A 22,462-nucleotide genomic window follows, 5' to 3' on the forward strand; every position below is an offset into this window, starting at 1 on the left:
TAATTATTTGATTTTTAACTCTAATTCTCCGGAAGATGTGATTACCTCTCAGCTTTCGGACAAGTACGGAAGGGAAACTCTATTATATATGGTACATGAGGAAGATCAGACAAAGTCTGATTTGTATGCGGGTGCAAGAGGCATAGCAGTCAAGGTCTTAAACAGAATTGACCGCACGGATGCCTATCTGGAAAAGCTCCTTGAAAATGAAATGAAGACCTCAGGACTCTCGGGGCAGGATAAAGCCCTGCTTTACGAGATAGTGCACGGCGTCTGCCGCTGGAGCGGCAGGATCGACTGGATATTAAACAGTTTTTTCAGGGGGCAGTTCTCCAAAAGCGTTCCGAACGTAAAGAACACACTCCGTGTGGCAGCTTATCAGATCCTGTTCTTAAATAAAATTCCAGCCTATGCGGCAGTCAACGAGGCCGTGGAGCTGATTAAAAGGCTACAGGGGCAGAAGTCTGCAGGTCTTATTAATGCCGTCTTAAGAAACATAATACGCAGCAAGGACGTTATCCGTTATCCCGATCCCAATGAGGACGCTGCGCTTTATTTAAGCGTCTACTATTCCCACCCGCTCTGGATGGTAAAGCGCTGGATAACAAGATTCGGTCCTGAGGCAGCTGAAAAGCTGCTGATTGCAAACAATGAAAGGCCGGGGCTCTCCTTAAGGGTAAATACACAAAAGACAACCGTTGAAGAATTCAAGGAGCTTCTAGACAGCGTTTCATTGAAATATTCGCCGGGCAGGTTCCTGCCTGAATTCATCAGGCTTAATACGGTTACCAATATCATGGACTGGGAGTATTTCTCTAAAGGGTATTTTAATATTCAGGACGAAAGCACCGGGTTTTCATGCAGGCTTTTAGATCCAAAGGCCGGCATGCGTGTCCTGGACCTCTGTGCCGCCCCGGGAGGGAAAACCACCTATATTTCCAACCTGATGAATAATGAAGGGGAAATTGTTGCAATAGATAAGTATGAGAGCAGGCTTAAGTCCTTAAGGAAAAATCTTGAGCGCCTTGGTATTACCAACGTCAGGACCTTAGAGGCCGACGCATTAAGGTATGAAGATGAGCCTTTTGACCGTGTCTTGCTGGATACACCGTGCTCGGGGATGGGGACGCTGTCGAAGAAGCCGGACATCAAATGGAAAAGAGATCCCTCTGATATCAGAAACCTGAACGCCCTGCAGTCTGAGCTCCTGGAGAAGGCGGCTTCCCTGGTTAAGGCCGGAGGGGCATTAGTCTACAGCACCTGTACAATTGAGCCTGATGAAAACTTTGAAATAGTAAGCCGCTTCCTTTCAACACATCCGGAATTTGTAATTAACAGGAATTGCGGCGCGGTTCCTGAGGAACTGATAGATGAAAACGGGTGTCTTCAGACACTGCCGCATGTAAACAATACTGACGGCGCCTTTGCATGCAGGATGGACAGGGTTGGTTGATTTGGCTGGCAAATGTTGCCAATTTTTCTCATAATTGCATATCTATTATAAAAAGTTTTTAATATTTTAATAATGAACAATTAAAAGTTGTATTACATGGGTCACTAATGATGAGAAAATTAGCAGAGGAATTGAAAGAAAACAGGCTGAAGCAGGAAATTACGCTTCAGCAGATGTTTGTTAAGACACGTATAAGCATAAAATACCTTGAAGCTATTGAAAATGGTAATTTTGAGGTGCTGCCTGAGGTATATCTGAAGGCTTTTATTAAATCATATGCTGCCGCAGTTGGCATGGACGAAGAGGCTGTAATCCGGAAATTTGAGGCTGCAAAAGGCGGTCACGAATACCAGGAACGGCAGGAAGAGGAAACTCACCATGCTCAGAGGGAGGAAAGACCACCGCAGCAGCCAAAGCACCCCAAAAAAGAATATCATTCTATCGATACATCTGCCCCGCTGTCTGAGGACGACTCCTTGTCTCAACAGTCAGGCAGAGGTAATCTGATTGTTGCAGGAATAGGTATTCTGCTTTTTATTGTGATTGTAGCTGCTTACTTCATGTTCTTCCATCATTCTTCAAAGGAAATAGTTACAGAAAAGCCTTATGAGGAATATATTGAGAACAATAAACCTAAGACCGACAGCCTTGCAGCTACTGCTCCAGCGCAGACGGCTCCTCAGTCTGCATCAAATGACAGTCTTACCTTAAAGGTAAAAACCAAAGATCTTACGTGGGTTAAGATTACAGCAGACAGTACACGCGTAAGCGAATTTAACCTTCAGCCCAACACGGAAAAGGACATAAAGGCCAGGAGAAATTTCAAAGTAATTCTTGGAAACTCCGGTTCCGTTGAGCTGATGTTAAATAATAATCCGCTCAGTTTCTCTGGCGGCAAGGGAACTGTAAGAGTGCTTAGAATTGATTCAAGCGGAGTAGCTTCTTCGAGAGCCGTCAAATCATCAAAAGACAAGAATGAGTAATATCGCCCAGAAAAGAATTGAAGAACTCATAGAACTGATACGGGAACATGATTACAAGTATTATGTTCTCGCCGAGCCTTCCATAAGCGATTATGATTATGATATGCTCGTTAAAGAGCTCCAGAGTCTTGAGGAGGAGAATCCAGAGCTGATATCTCCTGACTCTCCGACGCAGAGGGTCGGGCGTGACCTGACCAGGGAATTTAAGCCCGTTACGCATATTGTACCGATGCTGAGCCTTGCAAACACGTACAGCGAAAAAGAGCTCCTGGATTTTGACAGGCGTGTCAGAGAAGGCCTACCGAAGGGCGAAAACGTGGAATACGTTGTGGAAATGAAAATTGACGGCGTTTCGGTGAGCCTGAGGTATGAAAAAGGCGTCCTTATAACTGCAGCTACGCGCGGCGACGGCACGATCGGCGAAGAAATTACGGCTAATGCCAAGACGATCAAGTCTGTTCCCCTGCGCCTGAAAAGAGAGTTTGTTACAGATCACAGGCTGGATAATATTGAGGTCAGAGGGGAAATATATATAGAGATAGAGCACTTCAGGAAGCTTAACCGTGAGCGCGAGGAAAGAGGCGAAAAACTCTTTGCAAATCCAAGAAATCTTGCGGCCGGTACAATAAAGCTCCAGGATCCGAAGCTTGTTGCCTCACGCCCTTTGAGCATATTTGTTTATTATCTCTTAAACCCTCAAAACGGTTTTGAAACGCACGCTGAAAACCTGAAACTGCTGCAGAAGCTGGGCTTCAAGGTTAACAAGGAGTACAAACTCTGCAGGAATATAGATGAAGTGCTCTCCTTCTGCAGGCATCTTGAAGAAATAAGGAACACTCTTACCTATGAAATTGACGGTGCCGTTATAAAGGTAAATTCACTGCGCCAGCAAAGGATTTTAGGTACAATTGCCAAAAGCCCCCGCTGGGCCGTGGCATTTAAGTTCAAAGCGCGCCAGGCGGTTACAAAACTAAGCAGGATTGTCTGGCAGGTTGGCCGCACGGGCACACTGACGCCGGTAGCGGACCTGGAACCTGTGTTCTTATCCGGCTCCACAATAAGCCGTGCCACTTTGCATAATGCAGATGAAATTAAAAGAAAAGACATTCGCGAAGGGGACTCCGTCATAATTGAAAAGGGCGGCGACGTAATACCCAAAGTGGTTGCTGTGGTCCTAAGCGAAAGGCCCGCTAGCAGCAAAGAGCCGGAGGTACCATCGGTATGTCCTGTGTGCGGCTCTCTGCTGTTCAAGCCCGAAGGCGAAGTTGCAATTTACTGTGAAAACCACCAGTGCCCGGCCCAGATTAAAGGGAGGATTGAGCATTTTTCATCCCGCGGGGCAATGGATATTGAGGGGCTTGGAGAGTCGCTTGTGGACTTGTTTGTTGAACTTGGATTTTTGAATACTTATGCGGATATTTATAAGTTAAAGGATAGAAGAAGTGAGCTTATTCAGATCGAGCGTTTAGGGGAGAAAAGTGTTGATAATCTTCTGAAATCTATAGAAAAAAGTAAGCAGCAGCCATTCTCAAAAGTTCTCTTTGCTCTTGGTGTAAGATATGTGGGGGCAGGTGCTGCACGCAAGCTTGCCGAGCATTTCAGGTCTATAGACGATCTTATGAACGCCTCTGAAGAGGAAATTGAGTCGGTCTATGAGATCGGGCCAAGCATCAGCAAAAGCGTCAGGAAGTTTTTCTCCGATGAAAAAAACAGGCAGATAGTTGAAAGCCTTAAAGAAGAAGGGCTTAACTTCCAGGCGGAAGGGAAACTTCAGGCTTTAAGCGCAGTTGAGAATAAAACCTTTGTACTTACAGGAACTCTTTACCGTTTTACGCGTGAGGAGGCGTCCGATAAAATAATTGCTGCAGGGGGTAAAGTAGCCTCCAGTGTCAGCAAGAAAACTGACTTTGTCCTTGCCGGCGAAAATGCCGGTTCAAAACTGGCTAAAGCTGAACAGCTTGGCGTGAGAATCATAAATGAAGACGAATTCCTTGACCTCCTTAAAGGATAATAACCGCTTCTTCGAGACACTCAGAAGCCGTTTGGGTTATCTGATTGCCTCGAGGACATTCTTAAAGAAAAGTGACGCTAAGGAGTCTTATGCGCCGCAGTCTTTCTCGGGCTTTGTTGCCGATGCTGAAAGCTTCCTGATTGTAATGCCCGAGAGCAGTGAGGACTTCAGCAATGCGCTTGAGTTTGCCGGTTTAATTATGAAGAAGGGAAAGAAAGTCAGTCTGTTTGTGAAAGAGGATAAGATAGCAAACCTCTGGCACAACAGCTATTATAATTATATTCAGGTCAAGCCTGAGGACATGACGCGCCTGGAGCTGCCGAAAAGAAGGTTTGCTCACATGCTCAGGCAGGAAAAGTTTGACGTTGTTGTGGATTTGAATATCCCTGAGAATATTTATTGCAGCGTTGCGGCGAATTTGGTGGATTCGAAATACAGAATCGGTTTCCGGAAGAGAAATTCGGATAAATTTTATAATCTGCAGATTATAAATAATGAAATTAACTCTGCATTTTCATATAGAAATTTATTAAATTCGCTACAAATGTTTTAACAGAGAGAATAAATATGGACTTTGAAGTAAAAAGAGTTGGGGATATTTCAATCTTCAAATTAAACGAAAAACGTCTTAATTCTTCTCTTGCCGGAATGGTTAAGGGAGAATTTACGATTATGCTTCATGCAGAAGAGATAAGTAAGCTTATTGTCGATCTGTCTGAAGTAGAAACGTGCGACAGTTCTGGTTTAAGCGCCCTGCTTCTTGCCTACCGTATATTAAGCGGAAATCAGGGGCACATCAGGCTTGCCTCCCCTTCAAAAAATGTCATGACATTAATTCGTATTTCACAGCTCGACAGGGTTCTGCCGGTCTGCAATACGGTTAATGAAGCTATTTCTGAACTCGAAAAAATATAGGTATAATTTTGGACCGTACAATTGATTATGTTATTATTGTGGCCTATCTGATAGGCATTGCAATTTTCGGTGTTGTCTCGGGCGGAAAACAAAAGTCTGCCAAGGATTATTTCTTAGGTGCCAAGGCTGTTCCATGGTGGGCAGTCTGTTTTTCAATTGTTGCCTCGGAAACAAGCACACTTACTTTTATTTCAATTCCGGGCGTTGCGTATCTGACAAATCTCAATTTCCTGCAGCTTACCTTAGGATATCTGATTGGAAGAGTTGTCATAGCATATTTCTTTTTACCACAGTATTACAAAGGTGAACTCTCTACGGCTTATGCCTTCCTGGAAAACAGGTTCGGCGTTAAGACGAGGTCTTTTGCGTCTGTTGTATTTTTGCTTACCAGGACACTTGCCGACGGCGTAAGGCTCTTTGCAGCAGCAATTCCCTTGAAGCTGATGCTGAACATCAACTATCCGGTGGCCATTGCTATTATCGCCTGTGTTACTTTAATCTATACATATACCGGCGGCGTTAAAGGGGTTATATGGGTTGAGGTAATTCAGATGTTTATCTATCTTGGCGGCGCTGCTATTGCAGGAATATTTCTTCTGCAACTGCTGCCTGAAGGCTGGACATCAGTTGTCAATGCCGCAGCTCCGAACAATAAATTAAATGTTATCAACTGGGGTTTTGAAAACGGCATATCGGGATTTTTCTCGACGCCTTATACTTTTATAGGCGGCATACTGGGAGGTACTTTCCTTTCAATGGCTTCGCACGGAACAGACCAGATCATTGTTCAGAGACTTCTTACGGCAAAGAATCTTTCAGGCGGAAGAAAGGCTATCATTGGTAGCGGTATAATAGTAATCGTACAGTTCGCACTGTTCCTCTGTGTCGGCCTTGCGCTTTATGCATACTATGGACCGATGAATGTAAAGTCGGATGAGATATTCCCGAAATTCATTCTGGACGTTCTTCCCGTTGGAATCTCAGGCATCATCATTGCGGGTCTTTTTTCTGCTGCAATGTCGACTCTTGCAGGCTCGATGAGTGCGCTTTCATCTTCGACTATGCTGGACCTGTTTAAGAACTACTTCAAAAAACACAACGTCGATGATAAAAAAGAGCTCAGAATATCCAGGATAGTTACAATAGTATGGGCTGGAATTCTGGTTCTGTCCGCAATATTCTTTATGAATTCATCGCGTGCAGTAGTTGAGCTTGCCTTAAGCATTGCATCATTTACTTATGGAGGGCTTCTGGGCACGTTCCTTTTAGGCCTCTTTGTTAAAAAAGCCACGCAGGAAGATGCTCTTGCAGGCTTTACCTCGGGTATATTTGTAATGATTACGGTCATTTCACTTAAACTCGTTGCCTGGACCTGGTACACCATTATTGGTGTGGCTACAACGATGTTTATCGGCTGGTTTTTGAGCAAGCTTTCTGTCAGGAAAGATGAAATTCCTGATAAATCGAACGGTACTGCAATAGCGAGAGAAAAACTGGCTCCTGCGGTAAATGAAAATAAAAATTCTTAAAAAAAGCGTAATTTTCTGTTATGATAAATAAAGATAATCTAAGTGAGCTTAAACTTATAGTATTTGATCTCGATGGTACACTGCTAAATGACAAGGGAATGATTGGTGAGGAAACACAGAAGCTGGTTAAAGAGCTTAAGAACTATGACATGCGTTTTACGATGGCCTCAGGAAGGCTTCAGTGTGCAATAACAGAATATGCGTCTTTGTTGGAACTTAAGACCCCGCTCATATCTCTGGACGGGGCCCTGATTAAAAGTAATTACGATGCTGAAACGGTATTTAATTCGTATGTGCCTGAACGCTACGTCAAAAAGGCTATAAAGCTGGCAGATAAGCTTTTCCTTAAAATTGCGCTCTGCCATGACGAGGCGATTTTCTTTACGGAATATAATTCCTCCATACCCAATATACTGGACAAGTTCGGGGCGGAATTCAGGGAAGTGGAAAGCTACGACGGGCTTTCAAAAAAAGTTCTTGAGGTGGTTGTTGCAGGCGATCAGAACGATGCGGTCAAATTCCTCAAAAACAAAATGAGCTTCCCGTACAGTTTCGGTATCAATGCTTCTTACTTCAAGTCGCATTATCACGACGGAATTTACTATTCAGAAATAAGAAAGTCCGGGGTTTCAAAGGGTTCCGGCCTTGAAAGGCTTCTTAAGCACCTGAAAATAAAAATTACAGAGGCAGCTGTCCTTGGCGACTGGTACAACGACAGGAGCCTTTTTGAAACAGGAGCACTGAAGATTGCTATGGCGAACGCCGTCCCGGAAATTAAAAGAATGGCTCAGTATGTCACCAAAAGAACAAACAATGAAGATGGTGTGGCTGAGTTTTTGGAGATGGTATTAAGAGCAAAAAAGGAAAAGAATGGGATTCGCAGATAAGTCCGTTCTGAGAAAAAGTCTGAGAATAAAACTGCTTATTTTATTCGTTACAGTTGTTCTGATAGTAATGATGTTCCCCGGAGGAGAGTCAATCGAATCCGAGGTCACCGTGGGGTCAATCTGGCTGCACGACGATTTAATCGCAAACAACAGCTTCCCGATTTATAAAAGTCCTGAAGCATATAAGCAGGAAAAAAGGCGGGCTGCCGAGAGCGTTTTACCTATATTTCAGAAAAGGGAAAACGTAATCGGGCAGGTGCTGGATTCTCTTTCGAAATATAACGAGTACCTGATATCTGTAATTGACCGTGACCTGGCAGCCAGCCAGCCGGAAGAAGACCAGATATTCCTAAGCCCTTCTTCATATAAAAGCTTCAGAAACCTCAGGCAGTCGGAAAGCACCTTCTCAGCTCCCAACAATCAGAATCTCCGCTACATACTCACGCTTGCCGAAAATATTGTAAAAGACGTATATAAATCTGATATACTGAACCTGCTTTATAATGAAATTAAAAAAGACAGCATTGCCGTCAGGGCAGGTAAGTTTGACCAGATAGAACCCAAGACGAAGTTTCAGGATATTACGCGTGTGCGCGAGGCTGTTGCCGAAAGGGCCGCAAAGATAAGCGGAGATGCGCAGCTTAATAACGCGGTGGCAGAGTATATTGCTCATTTCATCAAACCGAATCTGATATACAGGGAAGACCTTACAGAGCAGGAAGTAAAGGTTGCAGAAAACAAGGTTTCTCCTAATATCGGCATTGTAAATGAGAATGAAAGAATAATAGCAAAGCACGACAGGATAAGCGAGGAGACAAAGCTCAAAATTGATTCTTACAGAAGAGCTAAGGCCGAAAAACTTGGCTTTATTAACAGCTATACGCAGCTTTTGGGAAAGTTTCTGCACGTACTTCTCATACTTGCTCTTTTTGTAATATACCTGTTCCTGTTCAGGAAAAAAGTTTACGGCGACAACGTTAAGATACTCCTTATTTCCATCATCGTCTTGTTCATAAGCTTTGTTGCATTCCTGGTGCATCAGATAAATGTCGACTCGCCGGTTTACCTGCTAATAATTATTCCGGCAGCTTCAATGCTGCTTACAATAATATTTGATTCCAGGGTAGGTTTCTACGGTACGGTTGTTATTTCTCTTATTGCCGGGGGTTTAAGGGGTAATGATTATTCTTTTGTTGCAATGAATATCTTTGCCGGTGCACTGGCTTCCTACACGGTGCGCGATATCAAAAACCGCACACAGGTCTTCCGCTCTTTTGTTTATATACTGCTCGGCTATGCCGTCAGCATTTTTGCCTTCGGCCTGGAAAGGTTTGATACAATTAATAACATTGTGCTCGAACTGGTCTTTGCCGCTTCCAATGCACTTATCAGTCCGGTATTTACGTTCGGAATGATAATTTTCTTCGAGCGTTTATTTAAGATTACAACAGACCTTACGCTTCTGGAGCTTACGGATTTCAACAGGCCGCTTCTAAAAGAGCTGGCGCGCAAGGCTCCAGGCACTTTTACGCACGCAATGACGGTAGGTTCACTGGTTGAAGGCGCTGCCGAACAGATCCACGCTAACCCCCTTCTGGCAAGAGTCGGTGCTTATTATCACGATATAGGCAAGACAAAGGATCCGGCGAACTTTGTTGAAAACCAGCTGAATGATGAAAACCGCCACGAGCACCTGGACCCGAGGGAAAGTGCAAGCCTGATTATTGATCACGTTAAGCAGGGTATTGAACTTGCCAGTGAGAATAATATTCCGCAGGAAATTATAGACTTTATTCCAATGCACCACGGAACGCTCGTTGTAAGCTTCTTTTATGAGAAGGCAAAGGCGTTATACGGCGAGGATAACGTTGATATAAACAACTTCCGCTACAAGGGTCCGAAACCCAATTCAAAGGAAACTGCGCTTGTAATGCTTGCCGATGCCTGTGAATCCACGGTAAGATCGATACAGAATCCTGATCCCGTTAAGGTTGAAAATGTAATCAACAGCCTCATTAAAAACAGAATTGATGACGGCCAGCTCGATGACTCCCCGATTACATTGTCGGATATTAAAAAGATTAAAGAATCTTTCCTGAGTATATTACTCGGACAGCATCATAAGAGGATACGCTACCCGAAGCAGGATGAAATGGAAAACCTCAAGGGAATCTGATAACTGTAATCAAAATTACTAATGAAAAATTTAATAGACGAATATCTAACTGTCTTAGAGCTCGAGAAAAATCTTTCTGAAAATACCATTACGAGCTACAGGAACGACCTCATGAACCTGGTAAATTTTGCCGCCGACAGGGGTGTCCTGGACGAAAGTGATATTGACTACGGACTTCTTTCCGACTTTTACAAAATGCTGAGCGACCTGGGTGTTGCAGGAACAACTTCTGCAAGGTATCTTTCCTCGCATAAGGGTTATTTTGAATATCTTCTTGCGAGCGATTATATAAAAAGTAATCCTGCAGAGAAGATCATGCCGCCAAAACTCTCAAGAAAGCTTCCCGAGGTGCTTACCTTTAACGAGGTTGAGAAGATATTATCGCGTCCTGACACTGATTCAAAGCTGGGGCTGCGCGACAGGGCGCTTCTTGAAGTGCTATACGCTTCAGGCCTGAGGGTTTCCGAGGCAATAGGGCTTCACCTGCAGGACCTTTTCTTAAGTGAAGAGGTTATACGTGTCTTCGGCAAAGGCTCGAAGGAAAGGCTCGTCCCGATCGGTTCAAGCGCAATAGAATGGATAAACATTTATCTGAAGCACAGCCGTCCCCTGCTGGAGAACAAAATGAAAAGCCAGAACGTGCTTTTCCTTAATAACCGGGGAAGCAGGCTCTCGAGAATGGGATTGTGGAAAATTGTTGACCGGTATACACGCGAAGCGGGCATTATGAAGCCGGTACATCCGCATACATTCAGGCACTCATTTGCCACTCATCTGCTTGAAGGAGGAGCTGATTTGCGTGCAGTGCAGGAGATGCTGGGGCATGCAGACATCTCAACCACACAGATCTATACCCATATAGACAGGGAGTACATTAAACAGGTCCACAGGGACTGCCATCCGAGAGGAAAATAAATTGCCTGAGATACAAGTTAACGATAAACTGATAAATTTTATCCTGTTTTTGCCGGTGTTTTTTATTTCACTGGCTTTTCATGAATTTTCGCACGCTTTCTTTGCCTCGAAGTTTGGCGACGATACGGCAAAGAACCAGGGGCGCCTGAGCATGAATCCTATAAAGCACATAGACATGATCGGGAGCGTTCTGATGCCACTTATTTCTTTTGCTTCATCGTCATTTCTTATAGGATGGGCCAAACCGGTTCCTGTTAACAGAAGAAATTTTAAGAATATGTTAAGAGATGATGCTGTTGTGTCCTTTGCCGGTCCCTTTGCAAACTTTTTTCTTGCTGTTGTGCTGTTTCTGCTTTATGCTCTTCTGGATTCCCCTTCTACGGCACAGACCTCCATGCTTCAGAGGCTTAGCGGCATTCTCTGGATGGGAAGCTACTTTAACGTATTTCTTTTCTGTTTTAACCTGCTGCCCATTCCACCGATGGACGGCTCACATATACTGTTTGACCTGTTTCCGAATGAGGTTACATCAAAAATTGCGGGCTCGGGCCTATACGGCTTCTTTATACTTATGATATTTATGTTCAGCCCGCTCTGGGGTTATTTTATAAGAATTGTCAATTTTATCTTTAAAATGTTTATCTTTGCCTTTGGAAAACTTTAACAATTATGAAATGGTCGCTTTATCTGCTGTCTTTTTCTGTTTTCATTATATCGTGTGGTAAAAAAGACAAACCGGAAGATACGAATAAGGGAATTTACTATGTTCAGGTGAGGACGTTTGGAACTAAGGATAGCGCTGAAGATTATATAAGAAAACTGGAAACAAAGACAAACCAGCCCCTTGCGGTAAAAGAGATTCCCCAACAGAATGGGAAACAGCCGTATATTGTTAGACTCGGAAATTTCTCCTCATCCTATGAGGCCGGGCTGGCTGCCTACAAACTCCTGAACGCTAAAGCTATTGATAACTACCTTATTACGCGCGACCTGGCCGCTATTCCGGATGAATTCTCAAGAGTTGTTGTTGTAGGAAATTTCAAAGGTGCGACAGCACTCTATGAATATGACCTGAGGACGGGCAGGAAAAAGAAGCTGTGGGGCCATCCGGGAGAAATGATAACCGACTGCAGCTACTCTTCCGATATGTCGGGCGCTCTTTTTACTACGGTCGGCTCTTTCGGAAGGAAAAGCATTTTCCCGTATGTCGATAATGTTAAGGTTTACAGGATTGACCTTTCTTCCATGAAGATAGAAAAGCTTCAAAATCTTGGAAGCGGTATTCAGATTTATACAAATAACGATCTTGGCAAAGCTTACAGAATTATAATGAACGTATTTGACAAGGCAAAAAATACGTTTGTTGTGCAGAATACTTATACTTACGACTTTAATGGCAGGCTTGTAAGCAATGAGAAGAAGAGTTTTGACCTGGCAAAAGAAAATTACCCTGCTCCGCCGGAGCTGATTTTCGACAACCGTTCACCTGACAACAAAAATCAGCTTGAGGTCTCCTTTAATGCGGGTTCATATACATTTTCAGTTACCAGAGTTGCAATATCTTCTAAAAGGAACATACTTACTACCAGGCAAAGGCTTAATGAGGCGGCCTGGTCGAAAGACGGAAGATATCTCGTATTTTCAACCGTGGATCTTTCGCCGCGTAACAGGAGCCTTTACGGCAGGAGGCCCGAGACATCAAACCTTTACCTTTTTTCGGCAAACGAAGGTAAGCTTTTGAAACAGTGGGCAGGCGCAGGCTATAAAAATTTTCTCTTAAGGGGCGACCTGATTTTCTTCGACGACGGATTCAACGAAAAGTCACAAATAATAGTTTACGATTACAGAAACAACAGGATAATTGATACAGTTGCCATTGCCGGCGGCTGTGGAATAAGAAATATCCCATATATACCCGATTTTGGAATAGAGTGAAAACATACTATAGAATATTAGATTTTATAAAACCTTACTGGAAGCATCTTTCAGCTTCCATATTCTGCACAATCTTTTTTGCACTGCTTAATGGCGCATCCATATACCTGATGATACCTCTGCTCGATACACTTTTCCAGGAGCCTGGAAAAGTCAAGGCTCCGGATCAGACCCAAATGATTGACAAGGCCAACGGTCTTCTGCCCCACTGGATTACTGACTTTAAGGAGTCAATATCGCATGCCTTCAACAGTTATATTTTCTCGGGCAGCAAAACAGATTCTCTTGTAAAGATATGCATACTAATACTTGCTTCATTCCTTGCAAAGAATATCTTCGGATACATGCAGGCATATTATCTGGCAACGGTTGAGCAGGGGCTCATAAAAGATATGCGTAACAGCGCATACAAGCACCTGCATAAACTTCCAATGAGCTATTTTAAGAATGAAAAGACGGGCAATCTAATCTCGCGCATTACAAACGACGTAAATGCCGTTCAGGCAAGCGTCTCTGCCGTGTTTCTGAACCTTATACGCGAGCCCCTTACGATCCTTGTATTCCTGGGAATTGCGGTTTCCATCAGCTGGAAGCTGATGCTTTTTTCCATACTGATCCTCCCTGTTTCTCTTTTTATTATCAGCTGGATCGGCCTTATACTGCGCCGGCACAGCATACTGCTGCAGGAAAAAATGTCCGACATCACGACAGTGCTCCACGAGACGATCTCAGGTGTCAAGATAGTTAAAGCTTTCGGCATGGAGGAATATGAAAATAAAAAGTTTACAAAAGAGACCAAAAGCTATTTTAACCTGTTCCTTAAAATTGTAAGGATCAGAAATGCCTCAAGCCCGATAACGGAATTCTTAAGCGTTGTAGTTGGAGTCTTTATAGTTTACTATGGCGGCAGGCTTGTCCTTGTGGACGGAACGCTAAAGGCAAGTGAATTCCTGGGGTTCCTTTTTGCGATATTCCAGCTCATGCCTCCGATTAAGGAGTTAAGCGGCGTAAATAACCGTATACAGGAGTCGAGTGCCGCGGCAGACAGGGTTTTTGAAATACTTGATACAAAGCCCGGAATTGAAAACGCGGCTGATGCTGCGGAGGTAACTACACTTCAGGATAAAATTACTTTTAAGAACCTCTCATTCCACTATGAGGATTCAGATCAGCTGGTTCTTAATGACCTCTGTTTTGACATTAACAAAGGCGAGATCGTGGCCCTTGTGGGCAGCAGCGGCTCAGGCAAGACCACACTCGTGGACCTGCTTCCGAGGTTTTATGATCCCACTTCAGGAAAAATTCTTATTGACGGCCTTGATATTAAAGATATAAAGATTGAAAACCTCAGAAGCCTTATGGGAATTGTAACTCAGGAAACCGTGCTCTTTAACGACACGATAAAAAATAACATAGCCTATGGGCTTGATAACTATCCCATGGAAAAGATCATTGAGGCTGCCAGGGCCGCAAACGCCCATGATTTTATTATGCAGATGCCTCACGGATACGATACGGTTGTAGGCGAAAGAGGAGCCAAGATTTCAGGAGGCCAGCGCCAGAGGATTTCAATAGCCAGGGCGCTTCTGGTTAATCCTCCAATTATGATTTTTGATGAGGCCACTTCGGCCCTTGACAATGAAAGTGAGGTCTTGGTGCAGGAGGCCATTGAAAGGCTCATGAGGGACAGGACCACGGTTGTAATTGCCCACAGGCTGAGTACAATAAGAAATGCGGACAAAATTCTGGTGCTTGAAAAAGGACGCATTATTCAGCAGGGAAAACATGAAGAGCTCATGGAAAACAGCAAAAGCGTATACAGAAAACTTTATGAACTTCAATTCAGGGATTAGCAGAATGGAAAACAAAACCTCAGTCATAAAAATTTTGGACGGGATTATTTTTGGTTGCGCGATTCTTTTCCTCGTAAGTACCAATAATTCCATTTTCGTAAACCAACTCGGCTACTATGGAGCGCTTCTGTGCATCATTGCAGAGTACTTTCTTGGTAAGAACAGGTTTAAGAGAACCGGCCTGGAAGTGGCCTTCCTTCTTTTCATACTGATTGAAGTAGTTGCCGCCTTCTTTTCGTTTAATGAACGCCAGGCATTCAGCAATGTACTCAGAAGATTTCTCCTGATACCTACGGTCTATACAATTATGGCCTCCGCAGATGATTTTTCCAAGGCAAAGCTATTTTTCAAGGTTTACCTTGGAGCGGCTTTTCTTACAATAATATTTTATCTCGGTTTTGCCGTTAAATACTTCCTTTCCAACCTCTATGTGGTGCAGGGAAAAGGGCCTTCGGTTTTCCAGTATGTTATGACTGCAGGAGGGCTCATAAGTTTTACCACTATTTTCTTCTTTGCCTTCCTCATAAATGAAAAGGGAAGTTTTAAGGTTAGAATATTTTATCTGGCGGGTTTTTTATTGTCCCTTATTGCCCTCGTTGCAAGCGATACGCGTGCGGCATGGATCGGAACAGCTGCGGCTTTATTCCTGATTCTCGTTGTAAAAAGAAAGTGGCTCATACTGGCCCCAATGATTATCCTGCTTGTTGCAGTTATTTTTCTCCAGAAGAACAAGAGCGTGCTGCACGTTTACAAATTTGACGGCAATAGCCTGGTGGAAGAAAAAGCTATTCCTACAATGGGAAGAGCCACCGGGGTATACAGTGAAAATGATGATGTTTACCTCTGCGATTATGACAACGGCATACTTGAATATAAGAACCTCAAACTTACGGGCAGGATACCGACACCTTTCCCCGTTCAGAGCATGGAATACTGGACTGACAGCACTTATGTGGCAAGGCTGTTGGATTTGAGATTCCTCCTTTTTAAGAAGTCCAACGGGAAAATGAAGCCCGCGGGGGAGTTTACTGCCCCCGGCTTAAATGTTGACTATTTTACCTCCAATGGGAGACTTTATCTGGCTGATTCCGACAGCGGGCTTACTGTCCTTTCTAATCCTGCTAATCTTAAGGAAAAAGTCAGGTTCCCTGAAATAAACAAAATTAAAAGAATGTCCGTTGATTCATCGGCGGCTGCAGTCTTTGACGGAAATAACAATCTTGAAGTTTACAGATTGAGTAATGGCCTGCCGAAAGAAAAAATCTTCAGCCGGAAATTTAATACCAGTTACGGATTTCTTTATCTGAAGGGAGACAGGCTCCTCTTTACAGATAACAGCAGCCTGAGGCTCTTCCGCATAGATAATGGCGGCCTTAGCCTAACAGATTCAAACAGTAAACTTCAGGGCGTTTCGGTTTTCGGCTTTTCTATGGGCAAGCTCGTTGCTGTTGACTATAAAGGAAATGCCTATGATCTGGAGTACCCGATAAAGGATAAATTAGTCATTAAAAGTGAGATCCATATTAACTACCAGCCTTTAGGCCTTGCCGTTCTTGATGGGGGCTTCGCGGCCTCAGAGGTTAAGCGCAGCCGCATCGGTTCTATGGTTGATCCCTACCATCCATCAAACGTAGAAAGGATGAACCTCTGGAAGGCAGGCTCACGCATTGTAAGGGACCATCCCCTATTCGGAGTGGGCGACATCGATATGCAGAACATATACAAGCTGTACAGGGATTATTACGACAAGGAAACATACGGGCACTTCCATAATAATTATGTGCATTTTCTGGTTGCCTTGGGCATTCCGGGATTTATTATTGTAATGTTTCTTATTATCAGCATCCTGGCGGTACACGTAAAGATTTACAATGCACTCAAGTCGGTTGAATTTGCTTCTTCTTATGCCCTGGGGGCTATGGCTGCATTCATAGGGTTCCTGGGTTCAGGTCTTGCCGAATGGAATTTCGGCGACCATGAGATTATTACAATGGTCTGGTTCACGCTTGGGCTTAACCTGGCTTTTTATCTTACTTCCAAGAGAAAAGACCTGAAGGCTGAGGCGGGCAAAATTGAAGAAACAGTTCTTAATCCGAAACAACTTTAATGATAAAGATATCTTCCATCATCCTTGCAAAGGATGAAGAACATAATATTGCTCGATGCATCGACAGCCAGGCGGGCTGTGTTGACGAAATTATAGTCATTGTAGACAGCAGGACCAAGGACAATACGCTTAATATCCTGAAGGAAAAAGGTGTAGTCTACGAAGTCTGCCAGTGGCAGGGGTATGCCAGGACAAAGGAGTATGCTCTTTCGAAAGCCTCAAACGACTGGATATTCTGGATTGATGCCGATGAAGCCCTGACGCCTGAGCTTAAAAATGAAATACTTGAATTCAAAATGGGCAAGCCCGCATTCAGCGCTTATTCAGTTCCACGCAAGGCAAATTTCCTTGGAAGGTGGATTATGCACAGCGGCTGGTATCCGGGGCGCGTTGAAAGGCTTTTTAGTAAAAGCCGTGCGCATTTCAGCAACAAGGATGTTCATGAGCATCTTGTTGTGGAAGGTGAAACAGGGAGATTGAGGCACGACCTGGAGCATTATACCGATCCTTCAATCAAGCATTACTTCGATAAATTTAACATTTACACGTCACTTGCTGCTGAAGAGCTCTTTAAGAAAAACAGGAGTGCGTCTTTGAAGGATATACTTCTCAGGCCGCCATTTCTTTTCTTTAAGATGTATATAATGAAACTGGGTTTTCTGGACGGCCTTAACGGCTTTATGCTGGCCGTATTTTCATCACTTTATGTTTTTACAAAGTATTGCAAGCTCTGGGAATTAAACAAGGCTTCCAAAGAAAAGGCGTAAGAGTTTAATAAAGGTATTTACAAAAAAAGCATGGCAGCTTAAGTGCTGCCATGCTTTTTTTTATAAGTACTTGTTATGCCTTAAAGATTAACACCCAGTTCGCTTAAGATAAAATCTGCTCCGCCAATTTTCTGTGTAACCCAGAGCACATAGCGGATATCCACGCCGATTGAGCGGCTGTAGTCTTCATTCCAGGCGTAGTCATTAATTGTTGCCTCATATGTCCTGTCGAAGTTAACCCCTATTAGTTCCCCGTAGGCATTCATTATAGGGCTTCCTGAGTTGCCGCCTGTTGTATCCATGTCGTAGAGAAGAGCAACCGGCAGGCCTTTAGCTTTTTCGCTGTAGAAGCGTCCGAAATCCTTATTCTCATAAAGCTCGCGGAGTTTTTCAGGTATTCTGTATTCACCTCCAAGGTAGCTCTTTTCAATTACCCCCTGAAGAGTGGTAAAAGGAGAATTATAAACAGCGTCTGCAGGTGAATAGCCCCTGACGTGTCCGTAGGTAAGCCTGAGCGTAGAGTTGGCGTCAGGAATAAAGGACTTTTTCTGCCAGAGCCTTTTTACTTCAATGAGTCTTGCCGAGAGTTCATCAAGTGTTCCTTCAAGCGCTCTTTTTTCATCTTCATAAGATGAAGCCTCTTTTCTTAAGTCTAAGGCCAGAGTAATGATGGGGTTATTTAATGAAACAAGCTCGTCATAGCTTTTTGTAAGAAGTTTCAGGAAATACTCTACATCGGAAAGTCTGTTGTTGTTAAAAGCTTTCTCAATATATTCATCAATAGCTTTAGCGTTGCCTTTTTCCCTGGCTATCTTATCTACAGAGCTTATTCTGGATCCTTCAGGAAACTCCGAGGCATCCTGAAGCATTCTTTTTAGGAAGACCTTGTCTGCCTCAAGGCCGAATGTGCCGTAGATAACGGAAATATTTTTCTTTAGCTCAGGCATATTAAGATAAGCCTGCTTTCTTTCACTTTCGGGTTTTTTTGAATCAATTGCATAGTCCAGTGCCAGGTCGGCAAGCCTGAGGAGTGTGGAAGATCTGTAAATCTGTCCCATCCACAGGTCGCGTTTTGCAGTTCTGAACATGCTCTTATAAGCCTTTTCGGTTTCCGGGAGCACACTTCCGTACTGTGCTTTAAGTGAAGGGTCATTATCTATAAATGCCTGAAGGTCCTTTTCCTCACGGCGTTTTTTATCTACAAGTGAAAGCGATCTGAGGCCTTTCAGCTTCCCTTTATAGTTCTTTGTCACGTTTGCAAGCCCCTTAATTCTTGAAGCAAAGCGGATTGCAAGTTCGTGATTATTCTCTCCCATCTTCTCCATTGCGGCAATCTGGAAGTCATAAAGTTCAGAGATGTAGGGGAGCTGATATTTTTCCTGGAACTTCAGGAACTCTGAAGGCTTATGGCGGAAAGTCCTGCCCGGGTAACCTAGAATAAAGACAAAGTCTTCCTCGTTAACGCCATTGGGATTAACCTTCAGGAATTTTTTCGGCTTAAAAGGAACGTTGTCCTTTGAGTATGGCGCGGGGGAGCCGTCTTTTGCAACATATGCTCTTACAAATGAAAAGTCACCCGTATGGCGCGGCCAGACCCAGTTATCAGATTCTCCGCCGAACTCCCCTATAGAGCGCGGGGGAACGTAAACTATTCTTACGTCGCGGATAAGCCTGTACCTGAAGAGGACGTATGTTTGTCCTTCAAACATTTCAGAAACTTCAGCTCTTATGGTTTTATCCTTGCTTTCAGCTTCTTTTACCAGCTCTATTCTTTTTTTCTCCATTGCCCTGGATCTTTCAGCAGGGTCGGTAATTCCATCGGCTGCTTTCAGGATTTTTGCCGAAACGTCTTCATATGAATCCGTAATACGGCAGCTGAGCCCTTTGGCTTCAATCTCCTCTTCCTTTGCAGAGGCTTTGAAACCATTTTCAATATAGTCGTGTTCTAGTGTACTGGCGGCCTGCAGAGCGCCGAAGACGCAGTGGTGGTTTGTAATAATAAGGCCTTCGCCGGAGATGAAGCTTCCTGTGCATCCTCCTACATTTACCAGTGCATCTACGAGGCTGATGCCGTTTGGATTATATACTTCCAAAGGATCAATCCTTAAGCCCGCCTGCTTTAAGGCGATGTTATGGATTTCACTTAAGGGGTACATCCCTTCATCCAGATCCGGCATGCCTTTTTCGGGCAGTGGTTTTTCGGGCACAGCCTTAGCCGCAAAGAACGATATGGAGACAATACCGATTATAAGAAGAAAAGTCTTCCTGTACTTGTTAAACAAAAACATTAATACACCTCTTTCAGTGGAAAGATTAAGATTTAAGTCCTAAAAATATGAAATTAATAGCCATAAATCATTTGGTAAAGGATTCTCCGGCGGCAGCCTATAAGTTTGCATGTTCATTTCTAATGGCTTATTTTTGAAAATCATGAATAACCCGAATACAAATACACTGGAACATTCTGTAAAGTTCATTAAGTCCGTAGGGCCCAAGAGGGCTGAATCGTTTGCCAAGGTGGGTATTGAGACCATAAGGCAGATTCTTTACTATTTTCCTACCAAATACCTGGACCGTTCCACTACGCTGAACGCCGCAAAGGTATACGGGCACATTGTAAACGGCTACGAGGGTGAAGTTACCATAATAGGGCAGGTGCTCGATAAGGAGAAGATCCGTTATGGTAAAAAAGAGATACTGAAAGTAAAGATGCGCGACGCAAGCGGATTTTTTGAATGTGTCTGGTTCCAGGGTATCAGGTACATGCAGCTGCTTTTTAATCCGGGCGAGCATTATGCTGTTTCATCCAAGCCTGTACTTACAAAATACGGCCACCTGCAGTTTGTGCATCCCGATTTCGACAAGATCACCGAAGATGAGTCGCAGCGTTTCTTAAACACCGGCAAAATTATTCCTTTCTACCGCGTTTCAAAGGAATTACGCTCGACAAATATAGGGGACCTGAGCCTGAGAAAGATCATCAGTGCTGCCGTGGAAACCTATGCTGATGACTTGGGTGAGACACTTACGCCTGAAATAATAGAGCAGTATAAGCTCCCGGGCATTCGGGAGGCGGTAAAGAACATACACTTCCCTCCTTCAAAAGAAGAGCTTGAACGCGCGCAGCTGCGCTTTAAGTTTGAAGAGCTCTTTTATATTGAGCTTCTTGTTGCCTTAAGGAAATATAACATTCAGGAGCAGCTTCCGGGCTATTCCATGAAAGTAAGAAGCCATCTTGTAGCTGACTTTCTTAAAACGCTTCCTTTTGACCTTACACGGGCACAGCTCGGGGTCTTAAGCGATATAAGGCATGATATGGAAAGGAATAAGCCGATGAACCGGCTTCTGCAGGGGGATGTAGGCAGCGGCAAGACCATTGTAGCCCTTATTGCAATGCTGATAGCAAAGGATAACGGCTTCCAGTCGGCGCTCATGGCGCCCACGGAGATTCTGGCAGACCAGCACTATAAAAATATCACGCGCATGCTGGAAGGATTTGATATAAAGGTGAGCCTGCTTGTAGGGGGGCAGAAGAAATCCGAAAAGCAGAAGAATAAGTCAATGATTGAAATGAATGAAAGCGACATTGTTATCGGCACGCACGCACTCTTTGAAGAAGCGGTTACTTTTAACAACCTCGGCCTCATTGTAATTGACGAGCAGCACCGCTTCGGAGTTGTTCAGCGTTCAAGACTTATTACCAAAGGGCACTCGCCCGACGTGCTGGTTATGACTGCCACACCAATTCCAAGGACTTTGTCGATGACAATTTACGGTGACCTGGATGTTTCAGTAATAAAGGAAATGCCTAAAGACAGGATTGCAATTAAAACCTCTTTAAGAGGCGAGGCAAGTCTTCCAAACATATATAAATTCATAGTTGATAAGGCCAGGGAGGGCTATCAGTCGTTTATTATCTATCCCCTGGTAAAAGAATCCGATAAAATTGAGCTTAAGGCAGCTGAAACCCACTTTGTTGAGCTCAAGGAGACGCATCTGAAGGAGTTAAGGATAGCCATGGTGCATGGACAGATGTCCTGGCAGGAAAAAGAAGAGGCTATGATGCGCTTTGCCAGAAAAGAGTTTGACGTGCTGGTTGCAACAACTGTTATTGAGGTAGGAATAGATATTCCGGATGCCAATATAATAGTTATTAATGATGCCGAACGTTTCGGCCTTTCACAGCTGCATCAGTTAAGGGGAAGAGTGGGAAGGAGCAACAAGCAGGCATACTGCATTCTTGTAACAAAAGATGAATACGCCGAAAGGACAAATAATTTCAGCGCCGACTTTGAGTATATGTCACCTTCGCAGATAGAGAAGAATAAAGCCGTGGCAAGGCTGCATTCCATGGTAAAGTATACGAGCGGGTTCGAACTTTCGGAAATTGACCTTAAGCTAAGAGGTCCGGGTGATATATTCGGGACAAAGCAGAGCGGCTTTCCTGAACTGAAGTACGCAGACGTTGTAAATGACACTCAGATACTTGTGGAGGCTAAAGCAGCTGCATTCAGCCTTATCAGTTCAGATCCTAAGCTTAAGGCTCCGGAGAACGGACTGATTAAGGAGAACCTGCTTAGAAGCTACCGTGAAAATCTCGCCTATGCGAGGATTGCATAGGTAGAGTTTTCAGATTCCTCTTAAAAGTTTAACGCCCGGTTTCGTTTTATAGTTAACAATCCCCATTATATCCCCTTGCATAAGTTCCACCTTCGTAATTTCTGTATAGTGAGGCTTCATTGCATGAAAAGTTTACTTAAGCCTGGAATGTTCATGCGTTAAAGAAAAAAATAAAAATATTTTAATATGTTGTTTTATTTAAAGAATAACTTTTTATATTTTTACAAAATATTTTTTCCGAAAGAATTTTTAAAAATATTTTGATTTTTAGCAAAATATTTTCCTTATTGCTCCAAAAATATTTTTAAATA

The 22,462-nt window shown here is 43.6% G+C and carries 16 protein-coding genes; 15 read left to right on the top strand and 1 reads right to left on the bottom strand.

What is annotated here, in order from left to right; translation table 11 throughout:
* Positions 1–88: 88 nt before the first annotated feature.
* The 14 genes from rsmB (at position 89) to HF312_02490 (ending at position 17,531) form a co-directional block, all read left to right on the top strand.
* Positions 89–1,453, top strand: coding sequence for a 16S rRNA (cytosine(967)-C(5))-methyltransferase RsmB (rsmB, locus tag HF312_02425; protein ID MCU7519042.1), 1,365 nt, complete (start codon positions 89–91; stop codon positions 1,451–1,453).
* Between the two features lie 107 nt (positions 1,454–1,560).
* Positions 1,561–2,436 (top strand): DUF4115 domain-containing protein, encoded by an 876-nt coding sequence (locus tag HF312_02430; protein ID MCU7519043.1) that lies wholly within the window; start codon positions 1,561–1,563, stop codon positions 2,434–2,436.
* The gene (gene ligA, locus HF312_02435) at positions 2,429–4,447 is read left to right on the top strand and encodes an NAD-dependent DNA ligase LigA (protein MCU7519044.1); all 2,019 of its coding nucleotides are present in this window, start codon (positions 2,429–2,431) and stop codon (positions 4,445–4,447) included. The genes HF312_02430 and ligA overlap by 8 nt, the downstream gene beginning before the upstream one ends.
* Entirely contained in the window at positions 4,413–5,000 is a 588-nt protein-coding gene (locus HF312_02440) for a glycosyltransferase family 9 protein (GenBank protein MCU7519045.1), read from the top strand. Before ligA ends, HF312_02440 begins: the two co-directional genes overlap by 35 nt.
* Positions 5,001–5,014: 14 nt before the next feature.
* Positions 5,015–5,362 (top strand): STAS domain-containing protein, encoded by a 348-nt coding sequence (locus HF312_02445; GenBank protein ID MCU7519046.1) that lies wholly within the window; start codon positions 5,015–5,017, stop codon positions 5,360–5,362.
* Positions 5,359–6,891, top strand: a complete 1,533-nt coding sequence (locus HF312_02450; protein MCU7519047.1) for a sodium/solute symporter — start codon at positions 5,359–5,361, stop codon at positions 6,889–6,891. The genes HF312_02445 and HF312_02450 overlap by 4 nt, the downstream gene beginning before the upstream one ends.
* Positions 6,892–6,911: 20 nt before the next feature.
* Positions 6,912–7,778 carry a Cof-type HAD-IIB family hydrolase gene (locus tag HF312_02455; protein MCU7519048.1) on the top strand — a complete coding sequence of 289 codons (867 nt, stop codon included), beginning with the start codon at positions 6,912–6,914 and terminating at the stop codon, positions 7,776–7,778.
* Positions 7,762–9,954, top strand: a complete 2,193-nt coding sequence (locus HF312_02460) for an HDIG domain-containing protein (GenBank protein MCU7519049.1) — start codon at positions 7,762–7,764, stop codon at positions 9,952–9,954. Before HF312_02455 ends, HF312_02460 begins: the two co-directional genes overlap by 17 nt.
* Before the next feature lie 21 nt (positions 9,955–9,975).
* The gene (gene xerD, locus HF312_02465; GenBank protein ID MCU7519050.1) at positions 9,976–10,869 is read left to right on the top strand and encodes a site-specific tyrosine recombinase XerD; all 894 of its coding nucleotides are present in this window, start codon (positions 9,976–9,978) and stop codon (positions 10,867–10,869) included.
* A gap of 1 nt (position 10,870) precedes the next feature.
* Entirely contained in the window at positions 10,871–11,533 is a 663-nt protein-coding gene (locus HF312_02470) for a site-2 protease family protein (GenBank protein ID MCU7519051.1), read from the top strand.
* A gap of 5 nt (positions 11,534–11,538) precedes the next feature.
* Positions 11,539–12,804 (top strand): SPOR domain-containing protein, encoded by a 1,266-nt coding sequence (locus tag HF312_02475; GenBank protein MCU7519052.1) that lies wholly within the window; start codon positions 11,539–11,541, stop codon positions 12,802–12,804.
* Positions 12,801–14,657: an ABC transporter ATP-binding protein gene (locus tag HF312_02480; GenBank protein MCU7519053.1), complete on the top strand. Its 1,857-nt coding sequence runs from the start codon at positions 12,801–12,803 to the stop codon at positions 14,655–14,657. The genes HF312_02475 and HF312_02480 overlap by 4 nt, the downstream gene beginning before the upstream one ends.
* Positions 14,658–14,661: 4 nt before the next feature.
* On the top strand, positions 14,662–16,764 hold the full coding sequence (locus HF312_02485) for a hypothetical protein (GenBank protein ID MCU7519054.1): 2,103 nt from the start codon (positions 14,662–14,664) through the stop codon (positions 16,762–16,764).
* Positions 16,764–17,531: a glycosyltransferase family 2 protein gene (locus HF312_02490; protein ID MCU7519055.1), complete on the top strand. Its 768-nt coding sequence runs from the start codon at positions 16,764–16,766 to the stop codon at positions 17,529–17,531. Before HF312_02485 ends, HF312_02490 begins: the two co-directional genes overlap by 1 nt.
* A gap of 80 nt (positions 17,532–17,611) precedes the next feature.
* On the opposite strand, the gene HF312_02495 is transcribed toward HF312_02490, so the two are convergent.
* The gene (locus HF312_02495; GenBank protein ID MCU7519056.1) at positions 17,612–19,819 is read right to left on the bottom strand and encodes a S46 family peptidase; all 2,208 of its coding nucleotides are present in this window, start codon (positions 19,817–19,819) and stop codon (positions 17,612–17,614) included.
* A 142-nt stretch (positions 19,820–19,961) separates the two neighbouring features.
* On the opposite strand from HF312_02495, the gene recG reads away from it, so the two are divergent.
* Entirely contained in the window at positions 19,962–22,151 is a 2,190-nt protein-coding gene (gene recG / locus HF312_02500; protein MCU7519057.1) for an ATP-dependent DNA helicase RecG, read from the top strand.
* The last annotated feature ends 311 nt before the right edge of the window (positions 22,152–22,462 follow it).

This window comes from Ignavibacteria bacterium (assembly GCA_025612375.1).
In the GTDB taxonomy this organism is placed as follows: domain Bacteria; phylum Bacteroidota; class Ignavibacteria; order Ignavibacteriales; family SURF-24; genus JAAXKN01.

Coding starts and splice junctions, on each gene's coding strand:
- HF312_02445 (MCU7519046.1), top strand. CDS start 5,015: ATGGACTTTGAAGTAAAAAGAGTTGGGGATATTTCAATCTTCAAATTA.
- HF312_02455 (MCU7519048.1), top strand. CDS start 6,912: ATGATAAATAAAGATAATCTAAGTGAGCTTAAACTTATAGTATTTGAT.
- recG (MCU7519057.1), top strand. CDS start 19,962: ATGAATAACCCGAATACAAATACACTGGAACATTCTGTAAAGTTCATT.
- HF312_02495 (MCU7519056.1), bottom strand. CDS start 19,819: ATGTTTTTGTTTAACAAGTACAGGAAGACTTTTCTTCTTATAATCGGT.
- HF312_02430 (MCU7519043.1), top strand. CDS start 1,561: ATGATGAGAAAATTAGCAGAGGAATTGAAAGAAAACAGGCTGAAGCAG.
- HF312_02460 (MCU7519049.1), top strand. CDS start 7,762: ATGGGATTCGCAGATAAGTCCGTTCTGAGAAAAAGTCTGAGAATAAAA.
- HF312_02440 (MCU7519045.1), top strand. CDS start 4,413: ATGAAGACGAATTCCTTGACCTCCTTAAAGGATAATAACCGCTTCTTC.
- HF312_02475 (MCU7519052.1), top strand. CDS start 11,539: ATGAAATGGTCGCTTTATCTGCTGTCTTTTTCTGTTTTCATTATATCG.
- ligA (MCU7519044.1), top strand. CDS start 2,429: ATGAGTAATATCGCCCAGAAAAGAATTGAAGAACTCATAGAACTGATA.
- rsmB (MCU7519042.1), top strand. CDS start 89: ATGGTACATGAGGAAGATCAGACAAAGTCTGATTTGTATGCGGGTGCA.
- xerD (MCU7519050.1), top strand. CDS start 9,976: ATGAAAAATTTAATAGACGAATATCTAACTGTCTTAGAGCTCGAGAAA.
- HF312_02485 (MCU7519054.1), top strand. CDS start 14,662: ATGGAAAACAAAACCTCAGTCATAAAAATTTTGGACGGGATTATTTTT.
- HF312_02490 (MCU7519055.1), top strand. CDS start 16,764: ATGATAAAGATATCTTCCATCATCCTTGCAAAGGATGAAGAACATAAT.